At 70.1% G+C, this 18,971-nt stretch carries 21 protein-coding genes; 14 read left to right on the forward strand and 7 right to left on the reverse strand.

Annotated elements, in window-relative coordinates; translation table 11 throughout:
- Nucleotide 1: 1 nt before the first annotated feature.
- Nucleotides 2-619: a Maf family protein gene (locus M3Q35_RS29380; RefSeq protein ID WP_273935802.1), complete on the forward strand. Its 618-nt coding sequence runs from the start codon at nucleotides 2-4 to the stop codon at nucleotides 617-619.
- On the opposite strand, the gene M3Q35_RS29385 is transcribed toward M3Q35_RS29380, so the two are convergent.
- Nucleotides 614-1,312: a hypothetical protein gene (locus M3Q35_RS29385; RefSeq protein WP_273935803.1), complete on the reverse strand. Its 699-nt coding sequence runs from the start codon at nucleotides 1,310-1,312 to the stop codon at nucleotides 614-616. The two genes, M3Q35_RS29380 and M3Q35_RS29385, sit on opposite strands and share 6 nt — an antisense overlap.
- A gap of 167 nt (nucleotides 1,313-1,479) precedes the next feature.
- Between M3Q35_RS29385 and M3Q35_RS29390 the strand changes: the two genes are divergently transcribed.
- The 10 genes from M3Q35_RS29390 to M3Q35_RS29435 all read left to right on the forward strand — a co-directional run bounded on the left by M3Q35_RS29390 (nucleotide 1,480) and on the right by M3Q35_RS29435 (nucleotide 7,638).
- On the forward strand, nucleotides 1,480-3,267 hold the full coding sequence (locus M3Q35_RS29390; RefSeq protein ID WP_273935804.1) for an acetyl/propionyl/methylcrotonyl-CoA carboxylase subunit alpha: 1,788 nt from the start codon (nucleotides 1,480-1,482) through the stop codon (nucleotides 3,265-3,267).
- Between the two features lie 50 nt (nucleotides 3,268-3,317).
- Nucleotides 3,318-3,848 (forward strand): DUF1707 SHOCT-like domain-containing protein, encoded by a 531-nt coding sequence (locus M3Q35_RS29395; protein ID WP_337960484.1) that lies wholly within the window; start codon nucleotides 3,318-3,320, stop codon nucleotides 3,846-3,848.
- Complete coding sequence (locus M3Q35_RS29400) at nucleotides 3,835-4,104, forward strand: hypothetical protein (RefSeq protein WP_273935805.1); 270 nt, start codon at nucleotides 3,835-3,837, stop codon at nucleotides 4,102-4,104. The genes M3Q35_RS29395 and M3Q35_RS29400 overlap by 14 nt, the downstream gene beginning before the upstream one ends.
- A 10-nt stretch (nucleotides 4,105-4,114) precedes the next feature.
- Complete coding sequence (locus M3Q35_RS29405) at nucleotides 4,115-4,636, forward strand: GNAT family N-acetyltransferase (protein WP_273935806.1); 522 nt, start codon at nucleotides 4,115-4,117, stop codon at nucleotides 4,634-4,636.
- A gap of 6 nt (nucleotides 4,637-4,642) precedes the next feature.
- Nucleotides 4,643-5,230 (forward strand): DUF3558 domain-containing protein, encoded by a 588-nt coding sequence (locus M3Q35_RS29410; protein ID WP_273935807.1) that lies wholly within the window; start codon nucleotides 4,643-4,645, stop codon nucleotides 5,228-5,230.
- A gap of 103 nt (nucleotides 5,231-5,333) precedes the next feature.
- Entirely contained in the window at nucleotides 5,334-5,693 is a 360-nt protein-coding gene (locus M3Q35_RS29415) for a transcriptional regulator (RefSeq protein ID WP_273935808.1), read from the forward strand.
- A complete protein-coding gene (locus M3Q35_RS29420) occupies nucleotides 5,693-6,256 on the forward strand; it encodes a PPE domain-containing protein (protein ID WP_273935809.1) in 564 nt (187 codons plus the stop codon). The genes M3Q35_RS29415 and M3Q35_RS29420 overlap by 1 nt, the downstream gene beginning before the upstream one ends.
- Before the next feature lie 2 nt (nucleotides 6,257-6,258).
- Entirely contained in the window at nucleotides 6,259-7,032 is a 774-nt protein-coding gene (locus tag M3Q35_RS29425; protein ID WP_273935810.1) for an ESX secretion-associated protein EspG, read from the forward strand.
- 103 nt (nucleotides 7,033-7,135) lie between these two features.
- Nucleotides 7,136-7,378, forward strand: a complete 243-nt coding sequence (locus M3Q35_RS29430; protein WP_273935811.1) for a type II toxin-antitoxin system Phd/YefM family antitoxin — start codon at nucleotides 7,136-7,138, stop codon at nucleotides 7,376-7,378.
- The gene (locus M3Q35_RS29435) at nucleotides 7,375-7,638 is read left to right on the forward strand and encodes a Txe/YoeB family addiction module toxin (protein ID WP_273935812.1); all 264 of its coding nucleotides are present in this window, start codon (nucleotides 7,375-7,377) and stop codon (nucleotides 7,636-7,638) included. The genes M3Q35_RS29430 and M3Q35_RS29435 overlap by 4 nt, the downstream gene beginning before the upstream one ends.
- A 73-nt stretch (nucleotides 7,639-7,711) precedes the next feature.
- Here the strand turns inward: M3Q35_RS29435 and M3Q35_RS29440 are convergent, their stop codons facing one another.
- A complete protein-coding gene (locus M3Q35_RS29440; protein ID WP_273944505.1) occupies nucleotides 7,712-9,400 on the reverse strand; it encodes a glycerol-3-phosphate dehydrogenase/oxidase in 1,689 nt (562 codons plus the stop codon).
- A gap of 238 nt (nucleotides 9,401-9,638) precedes the next feature.
- Here M3Q35_RS29440 and M3Q35_RS29445 point away from each other — a divergent pair, with 238 nt between their 5' ends.
- A complete protein-coding gene (locus M3Q35_RS29445) occupies nucleotides 9,639-10,385 on the forward strand; it encodes an MIP/aquaporin family protein (protein WP_273935813.1) in 747 nt (248 codons plus the stop codon).
- A gap of 20 nt (nucleotides 10,386-10,405) precedes the next feature.
- Nucleotides 10,406-11,908: a glycerol kinase GlpK gene (glpK, locus tag M3Q35_RS29450; protein WP_273935814.1), complete on the forward strand. Its 1,503-nt coding sequence runs from the start codon at nucleotides 10,406-10,408 to the stop codon at nucleotides 11,906-11,908.
- Nucleotides 11,909-12,007: 99 nt separating this feature from the next.
- On the opposite strand, the gene M3Q35_RS29455 is transcribed toward glpK, so the two are convergent.
- Both M3Q35_RS29455 and M3Q35_RS29460 read right to left on the reverse strand, forming a co-directional pair.
- Nucleotides 12,008-12,610 carry a class F sortase gene (locus M3Q35_RS29455; RefSeq protein WP_273935815.1) on the reverse strand — a complete coding sequence of 201 codons (603 nt, stop codon included), beginning with the start codon at nucleotides 12,608-12,610 and terminating at the stop codon, nucleotides 12,008-12,010.
- Between the two features lie 755 nt (nucleotides 12,611-13,365).
- Entirely contained in the window at nucleotides 13,366-14,769 is a 1,404-nt protein-coding gene (locus M3Q35_RS29460) for an NAD(P)H-quinone dehydrogenase (protein ID WP_273935816.1), read from the reverse strand.
- Nucleotides 14,770-14,877: 108 nt separating this feature from the next.
- Here M3Q35_RS29460 and M3Q35_RS29465 point away from each other — a divergent pair, with 108 nt between their 5' ends.
- Complete coding sequence (locus M3Q35_RS29465; protein WP_273935817.1) at nucleotides 14,878-15,327, forward strand: gamma-glutamylcyclotransferase family protein; 450 nt, start codon at nucleotides 14,878-14,880, stop codon at nucleotides 15,325-15,327.
- Nucleotides 15,328-15,372: 45 nt separating this feature from the next.
- Here the strand turns inward: M3Q35_RS29465 and M3Q35_RS29470 are convergent, their stop codons facing one another.
- The 3 genes from M3Q35_RS29470 to M3Q35_RS29480 all read right to left on the reverse strand — a co-directional run bounded on the left by M3Q35_RS29470 (nucleotide 15,373) and on the right by M3Q35_RS29480 (nucleotide 18,892).
- Nucleotides 15,373-16,272, reverse strand: a complete 900-nt coding sequence (locus tag M3Q35_RS29470) for a DUF559 domain-containing protein (RefSeq protein WP_273935818.1) — start codon at nucleotides 16,270-16,272, stop codon at nucleotides 15,373-15,375.
- 128 nt (nucleotides 16,273-16,400) lie between these two features.
- The gene (locus M3Q35_RS29475) at nucleotides 16,401-17,693 is read right to left on the reverse strand and encodes a M20 family metallopeptidase (protein WP_273935819.1); all 1,293 of its coding nucleotides are present in this window, start codon (nucleotides 17,691-17,693) and stop codon (nucleotides 16,401-16,403) included.
- A complete protein-coding gene (locus M3Q35_RS29480) occupies nucleotides 17,690-18,892 on the reverse strand; it encodes a M20 family metallopeptidase (RefSeq protein WP_273935820.1) in 1,203 nt (400 codons plus the stop codon). The genes M3Q35_RS29475 and M3Q35_RS29480 overlap by 4 nt, the downstream gene beginning before the upstream one ends.
- Between the last annotated feature and the right edge of the window lie 79 nt (nucleotides 18,893-18,971).

The raw sequence follows: 18,971 nt of genomic DNA on the forward strand, positions 1-18,971 counted from the left end.
CGTGCGACTCGTGCTCGGCTCCCAGTCCTCCGCCCGTCTCAACGTGCTGCGCGCCGCCGGCATCGAACCCGTGGTCCGGGTCTCCGGCGTCGACGAGGACGCGGTGGCGGCCGCGCTGACCGATCCCCGACCGGCCGAGCTCGTCACGGCGCTGGCCGAGGCCAAGGCCCACGCGGTCGTGGCGGCGCTGGCCGGCGAGCTGCCGGACGCCCTGGTCATCGGCTGCGACTCGATGCTGTCGATCAACGGCGCGATGGTCGGCAAGCCCGGCACACCCGAGGTGGCGCGGGCCCGCTGGCAGGAGATGGCCGGCAAGACCGGCGAACTGCTGACCGGGCACGTGATCCTGCGACTGTCCGACGGCGTCGTCGACCGCACGGCGTCCGGCGCGGAGACGACCACCGTCCGCTTCGGCACGCCCAGCGACGCCGAGCTCGACGCCTACATCGCGACCGGCGAGCCGCTGCACGTGGCCGGCGGGTTCACCCTGGACGGCATGGGCGGCTGGTTCATCGACGGTATCGACGGCGACCACTCCAGCGTGATCGGCATCAGCCTGCCGCTGACCCGGCGGCTGCTGGCCGAGGTCGGCGTCAGCGTCACCGACCTGTGGTCATGACTGGCACTCGACCAACCGCGACGGGTCGGGCCTGACAGTCGGCCAGCCGGGCAGCTGCTGCGGACTGTTGTACGTCGCCGAGCAGCCGATTTCCTCGCCGGTGGCCTGGAAAACCGCGACGGCGACCTTCGTGCAGGACGCGACGGCGTTGTCGCCGCAGCGGCCCTGTGTCGTGACCACATCGGGCACGCCGTCGCCGTTCACGTCACGCAGCGCCAGGTAGCCGGCATCGGAGCTGAACGGCGGCTGCGTCTGCCGCCAGGTGCCGTTGTCGTCGGTGAACACCTCGCCGATCAGGCCCGCGCTGTCCTTGCCCTGGAGCAGGCAGACCGACGGCTTGCCCTCTTCACACGTGATCGACTTCGCGTCGACAATGGCAATCTGCGAGCTGAACAGGACCGCGCCGCGGTCGGACGTGATGCGCAGCCGGGCGTCGTGGCCCTTGCCGTCAGCCAGCAGGTCGACGGTCTCCCCGAACTGCGGCAGCGAGATGCTCGTCAGCTTCACGCACGGGGCCTGGCCGCACAGCTGCACCGGGCCGGTCGACGCGGTCGGCGCGGGCTGAGGGGTCGTCGACGGGGCCGCCGCGGCCTCCCGCAGCTGCCGCATCACCACCGTCGTGCCGATGGCGGCGATGAGCACCAGCACCGCGACCACGACCGCGACGTACACCGGTCTCGACGCTCGGCTCACGCGCTGACTCCTCCTCCCGGCTCAACCGCTCCAGCACGAGTTTGCACGTCAACCCCGGTTCGGCGCTCGTCGTGTCGTGAGCATGGTCTCCCCCGCGCGGGGTTACTCGTCCGTAGACTGCTGCGAAACGCGCGCGTTCCGCTGGAAGTCGTACGAGGAGGTATGGCGTGCCAGAGTCGGCCGCAGACCTGGACCCCATCACGCTGCACAAGGTCCTGGTCGCCAACCGTGGTGAGATCGCGGTGCGGGTGATCCGTGCCTGTCGTGACGCCGGCCTGGCCAGCGTCGCCGTGTACGCGGACCCCGACCGGGACGCGCCGTTCGCGCGGATGGCCGACGAGGCCTTCGCCCTCGGCGGCTCCACCCCGGGCGAGAGCTACCTCGTCATCGACAAGCTGCTGGACGTGGCCAAGCGGTCCGGCGCCGACGCCGTGCACCCGGGCTACGGCTTCCTGTCGGAGAACGCCGACTTCGCGCAGGCCGTGCTGGACGCCGGCCTGACCTGGATCGGCCCGTCCCCGCAGTCCATCCGGGACCTGGGCGACAAGGTCACCGCGCGGCACATCGCCATGCGTGCCGGCGCGCCGCTGGTGCCCGGCACCAAGGACCCGGTCGCCGGCCCCGACGAGATCGTCGCGTTCGCCCAGGAGCACGGGCTGCCGGTGGCGATCAAGGCGGCGTTCGGCGGCGGCGGGCGTGGCCTGAAGGTCGCCCGCACGCTGGAGGAGATCCCCGAGCTGTTCGACTCGGCGGTTCGCGAGGCCGTGTCGGCCTTCGGCCGCGGCGAGTGCTTCGTCGAGCGCTACCTGGACAAGCCCCGGCACGTCGAGGCCCAGGTCGTCGCGGACAAGCACGGCAACGTGATCGTCGTCGGCACGCGCGACTGCTCGTTGCAGCGACGGCACCAGAAGCTGGTCGAGGAGGCCCCGGCCCCGTTCCTCACCCAGGAGCAGCGGGCGCGGATCCACTCGTCGGCCAAGGCGATCTGCGCCGAGGCCGGCTACTACGGCGCCGGCACCGTCGAGTACCTGGTCGGCCTGGACGGGTCGATCTCCTTCCTGGAGGTCAACACCCGGCTCCAGGTTGAACACCCGGTCAGCGAGGAGACCTCCGGCATCGACCTGGTGCTGGAGCAGTTCCGCATCGCCGCCAACGAGAAGCTGCGCTTCACCGAGGACCCGACGCCGCGCGGCCACTCCATCGAGTTCCGCATCAACGGCGAGGACGCCGGCCGCAACTTCCTGCCCGCGCCGGGCGTGGTCGCCACGTTCATCGAGCCGTCGGGGCCCGGTGTCCGGGTCGACGCCGGTGTGCGGTCGGGCGACGTGATCGGTGGGCAGTTCGACTCGCTGCTGGCCAAGCTGATCGTCACCGGCGAGACCCGTGAGCAGGCGCTGGCGCGGGCCCGGCGGGCACTGGACGAGATGGTCGTCGAGGGCATGGCCACCGTGCTGCCGTTCCACCGCGCGGTCGTGAGGGACCCGGCGTTCACCGCCGAGAGCGGGTTCACCGTGCACACGCGGTGGATCGAGACCGAGTTCGACAACACCATCCCGCCCTTCTCCAACCCGGCCGAGGCCGAGGAGGAGGACTCGCGCCAGACCGTGGTGGTCGAGGTCGGCGGGCGTCGGCTGGAGGTGTCGCTGCCGTCCACGCTGTCCGTCGGCACCGCCGCGCCGACGGCCGCTGCGAAGGCCAAGCCGCGCAAGCGGGCCGGCAAGTCCTCGGCCGCCGTTTCCGGTGACGCCGTGGCCGCGCCGATGCAGGGCACCATCGTCAAGGTCGCGGTGACCGACGGGCAGACCGTCGAGGCCGGCGAGCTGCTGCTCGTGCTGGAGGCCATGAAGATGGAGAACCCGGTGACCGCGCACAAGGCCGGCACCGTGACCGGGCTCGCCGCCACTCCGGGCGAAACGGTCACGCAGGGCACCGTGCTGCTCGAACTCAAGGACTAACTGACGGATGTCATGCCGGGGGACCGTTCGCTCGCCGTACGATTGGCGACGTGAACGAGTCCCCCGAGATGCGGATCGGTGACGCCGAACGCGAGCAGGCGCTCGCCGCGCTCGGCGAGCACATGAGCGCCGGGCGGCTGACCATCGACGAGTACGGCGAGCGGTCGGCCAAGGTGACCGCCGCCCGCACCCGTGGCGAGCTGGTGGAGCTGTTCACCGACCTGCCCGACCCGAAGCCCGGGGCCGCGCCGACGCCCCAGCCGGCGGCCGCCCCGCAGCCGCCGGCCACCGTGCCCGAGGCCAAGGTGGAGAAGCGCAGCAACGCGCCGCGCATCTCCATGGCCGCCATCGCCGCGGCCAGCTGGCCGGCGGCCATCGCCATCGGCCTGGTCACCGAGAAGTGGCAGGTCATGATCATCCCGGTGCTGCTGAGCTGGTTCATCGGCTCGCTGTTCGGCGGTCGCCACCACGGCGACGACCGGGACCGCGGCCGTCGCGAGCGTGACCGTTTCCGCGACGAGCGCCACGCCCTGCGGGACGAGATGCACCGCCGCCGCAGGGAACTGCGTGGCCGCGACTGAGTCCACAGTGGACGGAATGCTGATCGTGCTGCCCGACCGCGAGGACGCCGAGCAGCTGGCCGCTTCGCTGGCCGATCAGGGCTGGCTGCCCTGTGCCGTGCACAAGGAGCTGCTGGCCGGCGAGGACGACGCCGAGGACGCGGACTGGCTGGTCGAGCTGGCCACTGCCCCGGACGGCACACCCGCCGCCGCCCACGAGGAGTATCTGGCGGGACTGGCCGAGACCGCCGACGGGTTCGTGACCAGCATCAACTAGCTTGACCTCCATGGAGCCGGTGGAGATCAACGCGGGCAGGTTCTACCTGCGGCAGCTGCGCGCCGACGACCGGATCGACGACCGCCCGTCGATCCTGGACGCGTTCACCGATCCCGTCAGCCGGCGCTGGATCAGCCACCGGATCACCGATCTGGCCGCGGCCGGCGACTACGTGGCGCTGCGCACCCGGCAATGGGTTGATGACGAGCGCTGCTCATGGGCCGTGGCCGACCAGAACAGCGGGGAACTGCTGGGCGAGGTCGGGCTGAAGGACCTGGACCTCGACGCCGGCACGGCCGCCGCCGCGTGCTGGGCCGCGCCCCGGCACCGCAACCGCGGCGTGGTCAGCGAAGGATTGGCCGCCGCGCTGCGTTTCGGCGCGGGCGCACTGGGGCTGAGCCTGGTCGAGTACCTGTTCCAGGACGGCAACGAGCCGTCCCGGCGAGTCGCCGAGAAATGCGGCTTCGCCTACCACCGGACCGTCGACCAGTGCGGGGCCAAGGTCCACGTCTGGACCCGGTCGCTAGTCTGACCGGCCATGCGACTCGCGCTGCTCCTGCTGTGTGCGGCGGCGGCCCTCGGGGGCTGCTCCGTGTACCCGCTCTCCGAGGCCAGCCAGACGCAGTCCTCCTCGACGCCGGCCCCGACGACCACCACGACGACGAGCCTCACGCTGCCGCCGCGGCCGCGTGAGATCCCGTTGGACAAGGTCAACCCGTGCACGATCCTGACCAAGGACCAGCGGGCGCAGCTGAGCCTGGACACCACGCCGTCCCCGTACACCGACACGACGCTGAAGGCCCGGGCCTGCACCATGCGGGGCACCTACAGCGGTCAGGTCGCGCGGCTCGCGCTCGTCACGAATGAGGGCGCCGAGCTGTGGATCTCCGACGAGGCGCAGAACACCGCCAAGGTGATCGCGGTGATCGGCTTCCCCGCGCTGGAGGTGCGCACCCCCGGCTTGGACACGCTCTGTAACGTCGAGGTCGATCTCGCCCAGGGCCAGTTCCTCGACGTCCTCTTCCGTGACGGCGGCACGGCCAAGCCGCTCGCCCAAGATGATCTTTGTCTTGGCGCGCAACGGGTCGCCGAGGCCGCGGTGACCAGCCTGTCAGCCGGCCACTGATGGTGGATTGACAAACCCCGCGGGGTGGATGTCACCCTGGCCACTGCCGACCGTCACCCTGTGTCGCTAGAGTGTGTTGGCACCCGACACCCGGAGGTCACTCGTGCCGCAGCGGACCACGACCCCCGACCCGGCCGCGGTCGCCGCCGGCGGGTTCAAGGTCGACCCGGCGGCCATCCCCAGCCTGCGGCGGGTGTTCACGGCCGCGCTGGTCAAGCTGGACAAACAGATCGAGATGGCCGTCTCCGACGTGCGGATCCGGCCGTGGGCCGGCGACCCGGTCAGCGAGCAGGCCGCGACCGACATCAACGACCACACCCTCGGCGTGGACTCCGCGCTGGACGCCTTGCAGCGCTACCAACGCCAGCTCAAGGGCGCGCTGGACGCGTTGACCGAGGTCGAGCAGGGGTACCACACCGTCGAGCAGGACAACACGACCCTGATCCAGCAAGGCGGCTGCTGATGGCCGGCGACGTCCGCTGGCGCGGATACACCCACCAGGAGCTGTTCGACGCCATCAACTCCGGCCCCGGCGCCGCCGCGTCGGCCGACCCGGCCGCGCGCTGGGGCTCGATCGCCGGCGCGCTGCACGAGATCAGCGGCGACCTGAGCGGCGCCATCACCGCCACCGCCGAACACTGGAACGGGGCCGCCTCCGACTCCGCGCTGCACAGCATCGCGCAGCTGGCCCGCTGGGCCGACAACGCGCAGGCCAGCGCCGAGACCGTGCGCAACAGCACCGAGACCCAGGCCGACTACGTCACGCAGGCCCGGGCCGACATGCCCGTGCCGGTCAAGGCCCCCGAGCCCGGGCCGTCCGGGTGGCTCGGCGACCTGGTGTCGCTGTTCACCGGGCAGATCGACGCCGAGATCATCGAGTCGGCCCAGGACGCCGCCGCGACCAGGGCGTTCGAGGTGATGAGCACCTACGAGCACAACACCGCGGCCAACACCGCCTCGCTGCGGGCCTTCGACCCGGTGCCAGTCGTGACCGGCCCGGTCGTCCCCAGCCAGCGCGGGTACTGACTTTGCTCACCCTGTCCGAGCTGGAGTTCGACGTGCTCTGGGAGCACCTCCGGCTGGCCGAGATGCCGTTGGCGATCAAGGTCGCATCTCCTGGGAAGACCCACGTCGAGCGCGACGACGTCACCAAGACCGTGTGGGACTCGCTGGCCGAGCGGGGGTTGGTCGGAGGCGCTCGTGGCATCGACCAGAGCCTCGTCGACCTGCTCGGCCTGCTCGACGGCGCCGACTATGAGCTGGACGCCCGGCTCTGGCTCGACGGCGGCGTGCGGGCGTTGATCGCCGCCAAGGGTTCCGACGCCGTGCTGGCCCGCCTGGCCGACGGGCAGCTGACTTTGAGCCTGGTCGACATCGCCGCCCTACCCCGCGCTGCCCTGTCTCTGCTGCCCGAGCTGCCCGCCGGTCCCGGCTACTCGATCACCGTGCCCAGCGCCGAGCTCGACGCCGCCGCGGCTGAGGCGGAGACCGCCGACGAGCTCGGCTGGATCCTCCGTGACCACGGCGTGTCCCCTTCCGAGGCCGACGAGCTCGCCGCCATGGTCGGCAACGTCCGCCGTCGCGGTCAGTTCGGCGCCGCGGCTCGTGACCGCTTCGGTCGCCGGCACCGCGCCGACCGTGTCGTCGGCTTCTTCGACACCCCGCGCGGCCGCTACGTGCAGATCCGCCGGGCCAAGGGCAGCGGCGTCGCGTGGAGCACCGTCGCCCCGGCCGACGAACGCCGACTCGGCCAGCACATCACCGACCTGCTCAACGACGCCGTCCGACTCACCTTCGCCTGACCCACTTCCTTGTCACATGCGGTCCGCATGTGACGCCCAGCGTCAACAACGACGCTTATGTGACAAACAGCCGTCAGCTGCGGGGAGGTGCCGTATGAGGACGATGAGCTATTCCGAGTCTCGCGCAAACTACGCCGAGACTCTCGACGCGGTGGTGAACGACCGCGAGGAGGTCGTGATCACCCGGGCGGGGCACGAGCCGGTCGTGATCGTCTCGTTGGATGACTACCAGTCACTCAAGGAGACGGCTTATCTGCTGCGCAGCCCAGAGAACGCGCGACGACTGATCACCGCGATCGAGCGTCTCGAATCCGGCGGCGGCGAACACCACGAGTTGGCCGAATGAAGCTGGTTTGGGACGAGCTGGCGTGGGCGGACTACGCCTGGTGGCAGTCCGAGGACCGCAAGGTCCTCAAGCGGATCGATGCTTTGATCAAGGACACCGAGCGGAACGGCAACGAGGGCGTCGGCAAGCCCGAGGCACTCAAGCACGGCTTCCAGGGCTACTGGTCGCGCCGTATCACTGACGAGCACCGCCTCGTCTACAAACGCGCGGGTCATGAGATCCGCATCGCTGCCTGCCACTACCACTACGAACGCTCGTAACCGCCCACCCGAACACCACATGCGCTTCCCATGCGGCATTCGGCGCCAAGTAGGAAGCGCATGTGGCACGAAGTCAGCTGACCGGGTCGCGGAGGTCGCGCGCCTCGGGGGCGCTGATCCGCTTGGCGTCGGCGGCCTGGTCGTTGGGCTCGGACTGGGAGTCCCGCTCGGCCTGCACCCGGGAGGTGTAGACCTCGACCTCCCGGGCGACACGCGCTTCGTCCCAACCCAGCACGCGGCCCATCAACCGGGCGACCTGCTCGGCGCAGTCCACGCCACGGTGCGGGTACTCGATGGAGATCCGGGTCCGCCGGGTGAGCGCGTCTTCGAGGTGCAGCGCACCCTCGTGCGATGCGGCGTAGACGATCTCCACCTGGAGGTAGTCGGGCGCGGCCGGCAGCGGGCGAAGCAGGTCGGGGTCGCCGTCGGCGACAGCCAGCACCTCGTGCACCAGTGAGCCGTACCGGTCGAGCAGATGCCGCACGCGGTACGGGTGCAGCCCATGCCGAGTGGCCAGCTGGTCGGCCTGGTTGACGAGGGCGTAGTAGCCATCGGCGCCGAGCAGCGGCACCTTGTCGGTGATCGACGGCTGAAGCCGGCCGGTCAGATCGGCACCGGCGGCGTCCACGGCGTCGGCCGCCATCACCCGGTACGTCGTGTACTTGCCGCCCGCGATCGCCACCAGGCCCGGGGAGACGCGCGCGACGGCGTGCTCGCGGGACAGCTTGGACGTGGACTCGCTTTCCCCGGCCAACAACGGCCGCAGCCCGGCATACACGCCCTCGATGTCGTCGTGCGTGAGCGGCGTGGCCAGCACGGTGTTGACGTGGTCGAGGATGTAGTCGATGTCGCCCGTGGTAGCAGCGGGATGCGCGAGGTCGAGGTTCCAGTCGGTGTCGGTGGTGCCGACGATCCAGTGGTTGCGCCACGGGATCACGAACAGCACGGACTTCTCGGTGCGCAGGATCAGCCCGGACTCGGCGACGATCCGGTCCCGCGGCACGACGATGTGCACGCCCTTGCTGGCCCGCACCCGGAACCGGCCACGGCTGCCGGACAGGCGCTGGAGCTCGTCGGTCCACACACCGGTGCAGTTGATCACGGCGTTGGCCTTGACGTCGGTCTCGCGACCGTCCTCGGCGTCGCGCACCCGCACGCCGGAGATCCGGTCGGCCTCCCGCATGAATCCGATGACCTGGGTGGACGTCCGCACCACGGCGCCGTAGTGGGCGGCGGTGCGGCCAACGGTCATGGTGTGGCGAGCGTCGTCGGCCTGCGCGTCGTAGTAGCGGATGCCGCCAATCAGTGCGGACCGCTTGAGCGCCGGGAACATGCGCAGCGCACCGGCCCGCGTGAGGTGCTTCTGCCCGGGCACCGAGCTGGCGCCGCCCATCGTGTCGTACATCAGCAGGCCGGCCGCGGTGTACGGGCGCTCCCACAGCCGGTGGCTGAGCGGGTAGAGGAAGCTCACCGGCTTGACCAGGTGCGGGGCGATCCGCGTGAGCATCAGCTCCCGCTCACGCAGCGCCTCACGCACCAGCCCGAACTCCAACTGCTCCAGGTAGCGCAGGCCGCCGTGGAAGAGCTTGCTCGACCGGCTGGACGTGCCCGAGGCCAGGTCCCGGGCCTCGACCAGCGCCACCCGCAGGCCACGGGTGGCGGCGTCCAGCGCCGTGCCGACACCGACCACGCCGCCGCCGATCACCACCACGTCGAAGGTCTCCGAGCCGAGGCGCTGCCAGTCACGCTCCCGTTCCGGCACGCCGAGGCGGCCGGTCTCGGCCGAGCCGCGAGTCGGGGTCTCCGGTGCTGCTGCTGGTTTCCGGGTGGCCACGCCACTCGCCTCCCGCCTGTTGGCTGCCTGGCTTCCGACGGATCATCACGCTACCGGCTGCGGGGCCGCGACGGGCAGTGGAGCACTTCGGCCATGGACAGGTCCGGTACCGCTCAGTAACGTCCGATCTCCCGTTCCAACGGCGTAGACGGGCGTGGAGGTGTGTATGGGCTATGGCGCGATCTTCGTCTGGGAGACGATCGGCACCGCGCTGCTGATCCTGTTGGGCACCGGTGTGGTGGCCAACGCGGTGCTGAAGAACACCAACGGCAACAACGGCGGCACACTGTTCATCAACGTCGGCTGGGGCTTCGCGGTCTTCACCGGAGCCAGTGTCGCCAATCCGAGTGGAGCTCACCTCAATCCGGCGGTCACCCTCGGTCTGGCCATCGCCAAGAAGGTCAGCTGGGACAAGGTTCCCTTCTACTTCGCCGGCGAGATGGCCGGCGCGATCATCGGCGCCATGCTGTGCTGGGCCACCTACAAACTCCAGTTCGACAAGCACGACGAACCGCAGAACACGCTGGGCATCTTCTCCACCGCGCCGCGCATCCCCGGGACGGCGTGGAACCTGGTCACCGAGATCATCGGCACCTTCGTGCTGCTGATCTGGATCCTGGAGAGCCCGACCGTCAAGACCGGCACCGACGGCATCCCGCAGTTCGGCAACTCGGCGCTGGGCTACGCCGGCGTCGCGTTCGTGGTGCTGGTCATCGGCACCTCGCTCGGCGGCCCCACCGGGTACGCCATCAACCCCGCCCGCGACCTCGGCCCGCGCCTCGCGTACGCCTTCCTGATGCCGATCAAGGGCAAGGGCGACGGCAACTGGGGCTACTCCTGGGTGCCGGTCGTCGGCCCGCTGGTCGGCGGCGCGCTCGCGGCGCTGCTCTCGCTGGCCCTGCCCGCTTCCTGACGTCTGCGAAAGGCGAATTCATGTCCTCCTATGTGGCCGCCATCGACCAGGGCACGACGTCCACCCGCTGCATGATCTTCGACCACTCCGGCCGGGTGGTCGCGGTCGACCAGAAGGAGCACCGGCAGATCTTCCCCAAGGCCGGTTGGGTCGAGCACGACCCCGAGGAGGTGTGGTCCAACACCAGAGAGGTCGCCGCCGGGGCGGTGGCCAAGGCCGACCTGCACGTCAGCGACATCGCCGCGGTCGGCATCACCAACCAGCGCGAAACCGCCGTGGTGTGGGACCGCACCACCGGCAAGCCGGTGTACAACGCCATCGTCTGGCAGGACACCCGCACCCAGGCCATCGTCGACGAGCTGTCCGGCGACATCGGCGCCGACCGCTACAAGACCCGCACCGGACTGCCGCTGGCCACCTACTTCTCCGGGCCCAAGATCCGTTGGATCCTCGACAACGTCGAGGGCGCACGGGCCAAGGCCGAGTCAGGTGACCTGATCTTCGGCAACATGGACACCTGGGTGCTGTGGAACATGACCGGCGGTGTCGACGGCGGCGTGCACGTCACCGACCCCACCAACGCCTCCCGGACCCTGCTGATGGATCTGGAGACGCTGGCCTGGGACGCCGAGATCGCCGCCGACATGGGCATTCCGCTGTCCATGCTGCCCGAGATCCGGTCGTCCTCCGAGGAGTACGGCCACGTCCGGGAGCGCGGCGCGCTGGCCGGCGTGCCCATCGCCGGCATCCTCGGCGACCAGCAGGCGGCGACGTTCGGCCAGGCCTGCCTGTCGCCCGGCGAGGCCAAGAACACCTACGGCACCGGCAACTTCGTGCTGCTCAACACCGGCACCGAGAAGGTGCTCAGCGAGAACGGCCTGCTCACCACCGTCTGCTACAAGATCGGCTCCGCCGACACCGTGTACGCGCTGGAGGGCTCCATCGCCGTCACGGGTTCGCTGGTGCAGTGGATCCGCGACAACCTCGGCATGATCAGCTCCGCCGCCGAGATCGAGGAGCACGCACGTTCGGTCGAGGACAACGGCGGCTGCTACTTCGTGCCCGCCTTCTCCGGCCTGTTCGCCCCGTACTGGCGGTCCGACGCCCGCGGCGCCATCGTCGGCCTCACCCGCTTCGTCAACCGCGGCCACCTCGCCCGGGCCGTGCTGGAGGCGACCGCCTTCCAGACCCGCGAGGTCATCGACGCCATGAACGCCGACTCCGGCGTGCCCCTGACGTCGCTGAAGGTCGACGGCGGCATGGTCGTCAACGAGCTGCTCATGCAGTTCCAGTCCGACATCCTCGGCGTGCCGGTCATCCGGCCCGTGGTCGCCGAGACCACCGCGCTCGGCGCCGCCTACGCGGCCGGCCTGGCCGTCGGCTTCTGGAAGAGCGAGGACGACATCCGCCAGAACTGGGCCAAGGACAAGGAATGGACCCCGGCCATGGACGACGACCGGCGGGCGTCCGAGTACGCCAACTGGAAGAAGGCCGTCACCAAGACCTTCGACTGGGTGGAGTGATCGATTGACGTCGGGAGGGGCTGGTTCGCAAGGCCGGCCCCTCTCCTTGTCCTCGGCTCCGCGCCCGCTGTCCGCGCCATCGCCACCACTGCTCGGACTTCAGGCGCGGTCCAGCGTCGCGAACACGATGATGTTGTCCACGTAGCTGTGCGCCTTGGTGTCGAACGCCCCGCCACAGGTGATCACGCGGAGGTCCGCGGTCGAGGTGTCGCCGTAGACGGCGTCGGTCGGGAAGGCGTCCTTGGCGTCGCGCTCCACCTTCTGCACGGTGAACGTGGCCGTGCTGCCGTCCTGCCGGCCGACCGAGATCTTGTCGCCGGCGGCCAGCTCGTGCAGGCGGTAGAAGATGCCGGCCTGCTTGTTGCCGTCGACGTGGCCGAGGATGACGGCCGGCCCGATCTCGCCGGGCGTCGGCCCGAGTTTGTACCAGCCGGCCTGCATCGGCGTGCTCACCGGCGGCACCTCGATCGTCTGGTCGGCGTTGAGCCCCAACGGCACCAGCGACGAGTGCGCACTGATCTTGGGGATGTCCACCGACACCGGCGTCGAGGCGGCCAGGGACGGCGCCGCGGGACTGGTGGTGGTCGTCGTGGCCGCGGCTGTGCTGGTGGTTACCGCCGGCGCGGACTGCGGCGACGTCGTGCCGCACGCACCGACCAGCAGGCCGGCCGCCAGCAGCACGCCGATCAGGATCTTCTTCATCGCAAACTCCATGTTTGGTCGCGCCGCCGTGGATTTCGTGCACCCCTGCAAAACGAAAGCCGCGACGGCGCGACCGGTGATGGGCTAGCCATCACCGACCAGACGTAAACCGCCGCCCGGCAGGTTGCCCGGTCCGCGAAAATTTGTGCGGCGCTGGCAGCGGCATCGTCGTGAACTACCGTTCTGGCATCGTCAGCGTGCTGGCCACGGACTAGTTTCCGCAGGCCAGCATCAACTTCTTGGCGAGGCACCACCCGCGCCGCCGACGACGACCGTTCTGACCACCATGCTGAACCCCCACGTCGTCGTCCGGCTGGTCATCAGAAGACGTCGCCCGTGCGTCGCTCGTTGCCCTGACCGGACCTATCACGCGAAGACGGTCGCGGTGCCGCCGCCACCAGTCTGCGGCGCGCCCACCGGCGTCTTCGTGACCTGCTTGGCCGGCACCGTGAAATCGGCGCCGATGGAGGAATTGCCACAGGTCATGGTCACCCGGTAGGTGCCGGGCCCGACGCCGGGCTTCAGCGTGACGGTTCGTGGTCGCGCCGCTGTTGAGCTGGACCGTCTCGTGGTAGCCAGCGAACGCGGCCGGCGCGAGGCCGACCAGTCCGACGACGACCGCCGCACCGGCCCGGACAGACTTGAGAAACATTGCAGGACCCCCCGTTTGTTTGATCCGACGCCACCAGGACGTCAGCGGATCAACGGGAGTTCCCCCTGGTCAGAGGCAACCTTTCGGGGGTTTCGCGCGTTTGTCAGTCCAGGTCGTCGTGTCGCATCAGCTGGCGGCCGGCGTCGGTGATCGAGCCGGACAGCGACGGGTACACCGAGAACGTGTGGGCCAGGTGCTCGACCGTGAGCTGGTTCTGCACGGCCAGCGCGATCGGCAGAATCAGCTCGCTGGCCGACGGAGCCACCACCACGCCGCCGATGACCACGCCGGTGGCCGGGCGACAGAACAGCTTCACGAAACCGCGGCGCAGGCCCTCCATCTTGGCCCGCGGGTTGGTGGCCAGCGGCAACATGATCGTGCGGGCCGGCACCTCGCCGGAGTCGATGGCCTGCTGGCTGATGCCGACCGTGGCGATCTCCGGGTTGGTGAACACGTTCGCGGCCACGGTCTTGAGGCGGATGGGCTGCACGCCCTCGCCCAGCGCGTGCCACATGGCGATGCGGCCCTGCATGGCGGCCACGGAGGCCAGCATCAGCACGCCGGTGCAGTCGCCGGCCGCGTACACGCCGCTGACCGAGGTACGGGACACCCGGTCCACCGGGATGAACCCGCCGCCGCCCGGCTCGATGCCGATCTTGTCCAGGCCGATGTCGGCGGTGTTGGGCACCGAGCCGACGGTCATCAGGGCGTGGCTTCCCTCGACCGTGCGACCGTCCTCCAGGTAGACCTTGACGCCCTTCTCGGTGCGCTCGACCCGGGAGGCACGGCCGTGCTTGGCCATCTCGCTGCCCCGCTCGGTGAACACGTCCTCCAGCACGGCGGCCGCGTCGGCGTCCTCGTGCGGCAGCACGCGGTCCCGGCTGGACACCAGCGTGACCTTGACGCCGATCTCGGTGTAGGCCGAGGCGAACTCGGCGCCGGTGACGCCGGAGCCGATGACGATCAGGTGCTCGGGCAGCTCGGTCAGGTCGTAGATCTGCCGCCAGTCCAGGATGCGCTCACCGTCCGGCACGGCGCCGGGCAGCACGCGCGGCGTCGCGCCCGTGGCGATCAACACAACATCGGCCGGCAGCACCTCGGTGCCGCCGTCGGTGGTGTGGGCGACGACACGGTGCTGGGCCAGGCCCGGCGCGTCGTCGCAGAAGCGGGCAGTGCCGGTGAGGATGCGCACGCCCTCGCGCTGGAGCTTGGCCCGCACGTCCGCGGACTGGGCCAGGGCCAGGCCCTTCACCCGTCCGTGCACGACCGGCACATCCACCGCCGCCACCGAGTTCTCGGTGCTGATGCCCAGCTCACCGGCGTTGCGGAAGGCCGAACGGGCCCCGGCCGACGCGATGTAGGTCTTGGACGGCACGCAGTCGTAGAGCACGCAGGCGCCACCCAGGCCGTCCCGCTCGACCACGGTCACGTCGGCCCCGTGCGGCGCGGCGACCAGCGCCGCCTCGTAGCCGGCCGGGCCACCGCCCATGATCACGATCCGGGTCACCGGGTTCCTCCAAGCACAGCTTTACTCGGGCGTCTAGAACTTACATCCTCACGCGCCGAGCGCTCGGCGTCCCGACCCCTGATCAGATCGGTCGCTAGGCTGTCGGGCGTGCCGCTCTACGCCGCGTACGGCTCCAACATGGACCCGAACCAGATGATGGAGCGAGCCCCGCACTCCCCGATGGCGGGGACCGGGTGGCTCGCCGGTTGGCGCCTGTCGTTCGGCGGCGAGGACCTCGGCTGGGAGGGCTCGCTGGCGACCATCGTCGAGGAGCCCGACTCGCAGGTCTTCGTCGTCCTCTACGACGTCAGCCCCCGGGACGAGGCCCGCCTGGACCGCTGGGAGGGCTCGCTCGGCCTCTACAAGAAGATCAGGCTCCGGGCCCAGACCCTGGAGGGCACCGTCGTCGCCTGGCTCTACGTCCTCGACGCCTACGAGGGCGGCCTCCCCTCGGCCCGCTACCTCGGTGTCGTCGCCGACGCCGCCGAGGCCGCCGGCGCCCCCGACGACTACGTCAACGACCTCCGCACCCGCCCCTGCCGAGGTATCACCGGCTGACCCAACCCCCGCGAGTCCCGCTCAGCGTCACACCGAAGTCCGGTTTCAGGCAGATAGCCGACGGTCTGCCAGCGCTTGCCGAACCTCACTGACCAGACGAAACGGTGCCATGAGGTCATCGATCGTGGCGTGAATGACGATCCAGCCTCGGCCGGCAAGATCCTCGTCGCGCCGGCGGTCCCGGTCGTGCCGCTCGGCGTGCGCCGCATAACCGTCGTACTCGACGGCAATCCGGAACTCAGGCCAGGCGAAGTCGAGGCGGTAGATCTCGCGCCCGTCGATTGTGGTTATCGAGTGCTGCGGAATCGGCATCGGCAACTCACGGTCATAAAACGTCAGCAGCAGCTGGCTCTCGAACGGCGATTCAGGCAACCCTGTGGCGAGATCGAGCAACACTCGCGCCTGCCTGGTGCCCCGAACGTCCGCGCGGGCACTGATCGCCCGGAGCACTGAGCCCCGAAAGCCCGGGCGTTGAGCCTCAGGAAGACCCCTGAACATCTGATCAGCGCAGGCCAGCGACGTCGGGCGGCGAGCACGGCAGAGCAGGTCAGCCAGCACGATCTCGGGTGCCAGCAGCGGCAGACCGTCGATTTCCGTGACATCGTCCTCACTGAACACTCCATGGTGAACGACGATTCCAGGCAGTCGGTCGATTCGGCGTTCATAGGGCACGAGAATGTCAATCGGCGCGAAGTCGGCGGCGGTGCAGCCGTACATTCGGGCGGCGGTGTGCCTGGTCAATACCGCGCGTTCACCGGCAAGTAGCAATGCGGCGGCCGCGCGGGTTCGCAGTTGGGTCACCAGTTCCCGGCTCACCAGCACGCGCTTGTGGAAACTGACCAGTTCGCCCCGTGCGAGGGCGGTGAGCAGGCCGTAGCGGCCGATGGCAGCTACGACGTCGCGCCGCCGGAAGGCACCGTGGAATCCATTGGGAAGTTCGAGCATGGCTCCACGGTGCCCCGACGGCACATCGACCGAAAGCCCTTCTCCACAGACTGTGGATAACTCCCAGGGGCTGTGGACAGCTGCGTAAAGCCGGAGTTCGGGGTGACGCTAAGCGGGACTCGCGGGGGTTAGGCCAGTGCGCTTAGGGCGGCGTGTACCATCACGCGAACTCCGACCAGGAGGGCACGTTCGTCCAGGACGAAAGTCGGCTGGTGGAGGTCGTATTGACGGCCATCTCCGGACCACACGCCGAGGCGCCCGAAGGACCCGGACACGTGCTCCAGGTACCAGCCGAAGTCCTCGCCGCCGGATGATTGCTCGGTGCCGGCCAGGGCGTCCTCACCCAGCGCCGCCTCGATGCCGGCCCGCAGCACCGCGGTGCTCTCGGCGTCGTTGACCACCGGCGGCACGCCACGGCGGTGCTCCAGCTCGAAACCGACGCCGGTGGGCCACAGCAGGGACTGCACGAGGTCCTTGACCAGCGGCTCGAGCTCGTTCCACACATGGTGGTCGCCGGTGCGGAGGGTGCCGCGCAGCAAACCGTCCTGCGGCACCGCGTTGGCGGCCTGGCCGGCGTGCACCGCGCCCCAGGTCAGCACGGTCCCGGACCGCGGGTCGACCCGCCGGTTGAGCAGCGCGGGCAGCCCGGTGATCACGGTCCCCAGCGCGTGCACGAGGTCGGCGGTCAGGTGCGGCCGGGAGGTGTGCCCGCCGGGCGAGGTGAGCTTGAGCTCCAGCAGGTCGGCGGCCGACGTGATGGCGCCGACGCGGGTGCCGACACGGCCGACCTCCAGCCGCGGGTCACAGTGCAGACCGAAGATCCGGTCCACGCCGTCGAGACTACCGGCGGCGATGACGTCCAACGCCCCACCGGGCATGGACTCCTCGGCCGGCTGGAAGATCAACCGAACGCGACCGGGCAGCTCAGGCGCCGAGGCCAGCGCCATGGCCGCACCCAGGAGCACCGCGGTGTGGGCGTCATGCCCGCACGCGTGGCAGGCGCCGTCGTTGGTGGATGCGAACGGCAGCCCGGTGTTCTCCTGCAACGGCAACGCATCGATGTCGGCCCGAAGCGCCACGCAGCGCTCACCGGTGCCGATGTCGCAGATCAGGCCGGTGCCACCAGGCAGCACCTTGGGGTGCAGGCCGATGGACCGGAGCACCTCGGACACCAGCTCCGTGGTGTCGTGCTCCTGCCGGGAAAGCTCCGGGTGGGCGTGGATGTGCCGCCGCCACGCCACGACGTCGGCCGCACCCGATGTCAGCCATTCGTCGAGCCAGGCCGGGCCGCGCCCGGCGCCCAAGTCCGCCACGTCGGACATGCTGACCCCGGAATCGGTGATCAGCACGTCGGACTGTCCGTCGTGCCGGCGGCCGTCGCCCTCCCTGGGCAGTTCCGGCCGCGAGTCCAGCACGGTCACGCCGCACCTCCAGCGCGGGCCACGCGGTGTCCGACACCGGCCAGCAACCGTTCCCGCTGTGTGGGATCGGTCGCCGCGGCCACCGCCGTCCACGCCAGAGCGAGCGCGCCGTCCAACACGGCACGGTCCCCGCTCGGGGTGGCGCAGGCGGCGGCGAACTCCGGCTGGTGGTTCACCGCGTCTCCGCAGTCGATCGCAATTGATGGGTGGATACCGGGCAGCGCTCGGGTGACGTTGCCCATGTCGGTGCTGCCGGTCAGGCGGAGCAGCTCGTCTTCGTGACTTATCGGCACGCGGCCGAGTTCCGTCACGGCCTCGCGGTACGCGGAGGCCAGCCAGGGGTCCGGCGCCAGCTCGGTGTACTCCGCCGAGATCTGCCTGACCTCGTGCGTGCACCCGGTGCCGACGGCGCCGGCGGTGAAGCAGCCCTCGATCCGGTCGACCAGGCGCTGCAGCGACTCGTGGTCGACCGCACGCAGGTAGAACTGGCCGGCGGCCGTCGCCGGAACGATGTTCGGGGCGGCGCCGCCGTGGGTCACGATGCCGTGCACCATCTGCTTCGGCTCCAAATGCTGCCTGGCCAGGCCGATCGCGACCTGCGCGATGGTCAGCGCGTCGGCCGCGTTCACGCCCAGCTGCGGGGCGGCGGCCGCGTGCGAGGCCCGGCCGGTGTACTCGACCTCCAGGTCGACGATGGCCAGCGAGGGCGAGGCGACCGCCTCGTACGGCGCGGGGTGCACCATCATGGCCAGCCCGACGCCGTCGAACACGCCGTGTTCCAGCAGCTGGACCTTCCCGCCGCCGGACTCCTCAGCCGGGGTGCCCACCAGTTTGACCGTCACACCTAGATCGTCGGCCACATCACGCAGCGCGAGGGCCGCACCGGCCGACGCGGCCGCGATGATGTTATGTCCACAGGCGTGGCCGACCTCGGGCAGCGCGTCGTACTCGGCGCACAGGCCGACGACCAGATCGCCGGAGCCGAAGGTGGCGGTGAAGGCGGTGTCGAGACCGGCTACTCCCCGTTCGACCTGGAAGCCCTCGCGCTCGGCCAGATCGGCGACCTTGGCCGCGCTGCGGTGCTCGCGATAGGCCAGTTCGGGCTCGGCGTGGATGCTCCGGGAGAGGCTCACCAGGGCGTCCGCGTACCGCTCAACGGATGAACGGCAGGTCGCCTTGGGATGGCTCACCTTGTTCATCCTGCACCAAGCGTGCTGGTGGCTCGCTCGAGTTTCGCCCCTTCAGGGCCAGCCGGCAGGCTTATTGCGACGAACGGCG

The sequence above is a fragment of the Kutzneria chonburiensis genome, from assembly GCF_028622115.1.
Taxonomy (GTDB): Bacteria; Actinomycetota; Actinomycetes; order Mycobacteriales; family Pseudonocardiaceae; genus Kutzneria; species Kutzneria chonburiensis.

Bases quoted from the DNA above. Each gene is read 5' to 3' on its own strand.
- M3Q35_RS29405 (WP_273935806.1), top strand. From the start codon at position 4,115: ATGGAGCCGGTGGAGATCAACGCGGGCAGGTTCTACCTGCGGCAGCTG.
- M3Q35_RS29410 (WP_273935807.1), top strand. From the start codon at position 4,643: ATGCGACTCGCGCTGCTCCTGCTGTGTGCGGCGGCGGCCCTCGGGGGC.
- M3Q35_RS29420 (WP_273935809.1), top strand. From the start codon at position 5,693: ATGGCCGGCGACGTCCGCTGGCGCGGATACACCCACCAGGAGCTGTTC.
- M3Q35_RS29430 (WP_273935811.1), top strand. From the start codon at position 7,136: ATGAGCTATTCCGAGTCTCGCGCAAACTACGCCGAGACTCTCGACGCG.
- M3Q35_RS29435 (WP_273935812.1), top strand. From the start codon at position 7,375: ATGAAGCTGGTTTGGGACGAGCTGGCGTGGGCGGACTACGCCTGGTGG.
- M3Q35_RS29445 (WP_273935813.1), top strand. From the start codon at position 9,639: ATGGGCTATGGCGCGATCTTCGTCTGGGAGACGATCGGCACCGCGCTG.
- glpK (WP_273935814.1), top strand. From the start codon at position 10,406: ATGTCCTCCTATGTGGCCGCCATCGACCAGGGCACGACGTCCACCCGC.
- M3Q35_RS29455 (WP_273935815.1), bottom strand. From the start codon at position 12,610: ATGAAGAAGATCCTGATCGGCGTGCTGCTGGCGGCCGGCCTGCTGGTC.
- M3Q35_RS29470 (WP_273935818.1), bottom strand. From the start codon at position 16,272: ATGCTCGAACTTCCCAATGGATTCCACGGTGCCTTCCGGCGGCGCGAC.
- M3Q35_RS29480 (WP_273935820.1), bottom strand. From the start codon at position 18,892: ATGAACAAGGTGAGCCATCCCAAGGCGACCTGCCGTTCATCCGTTGAG.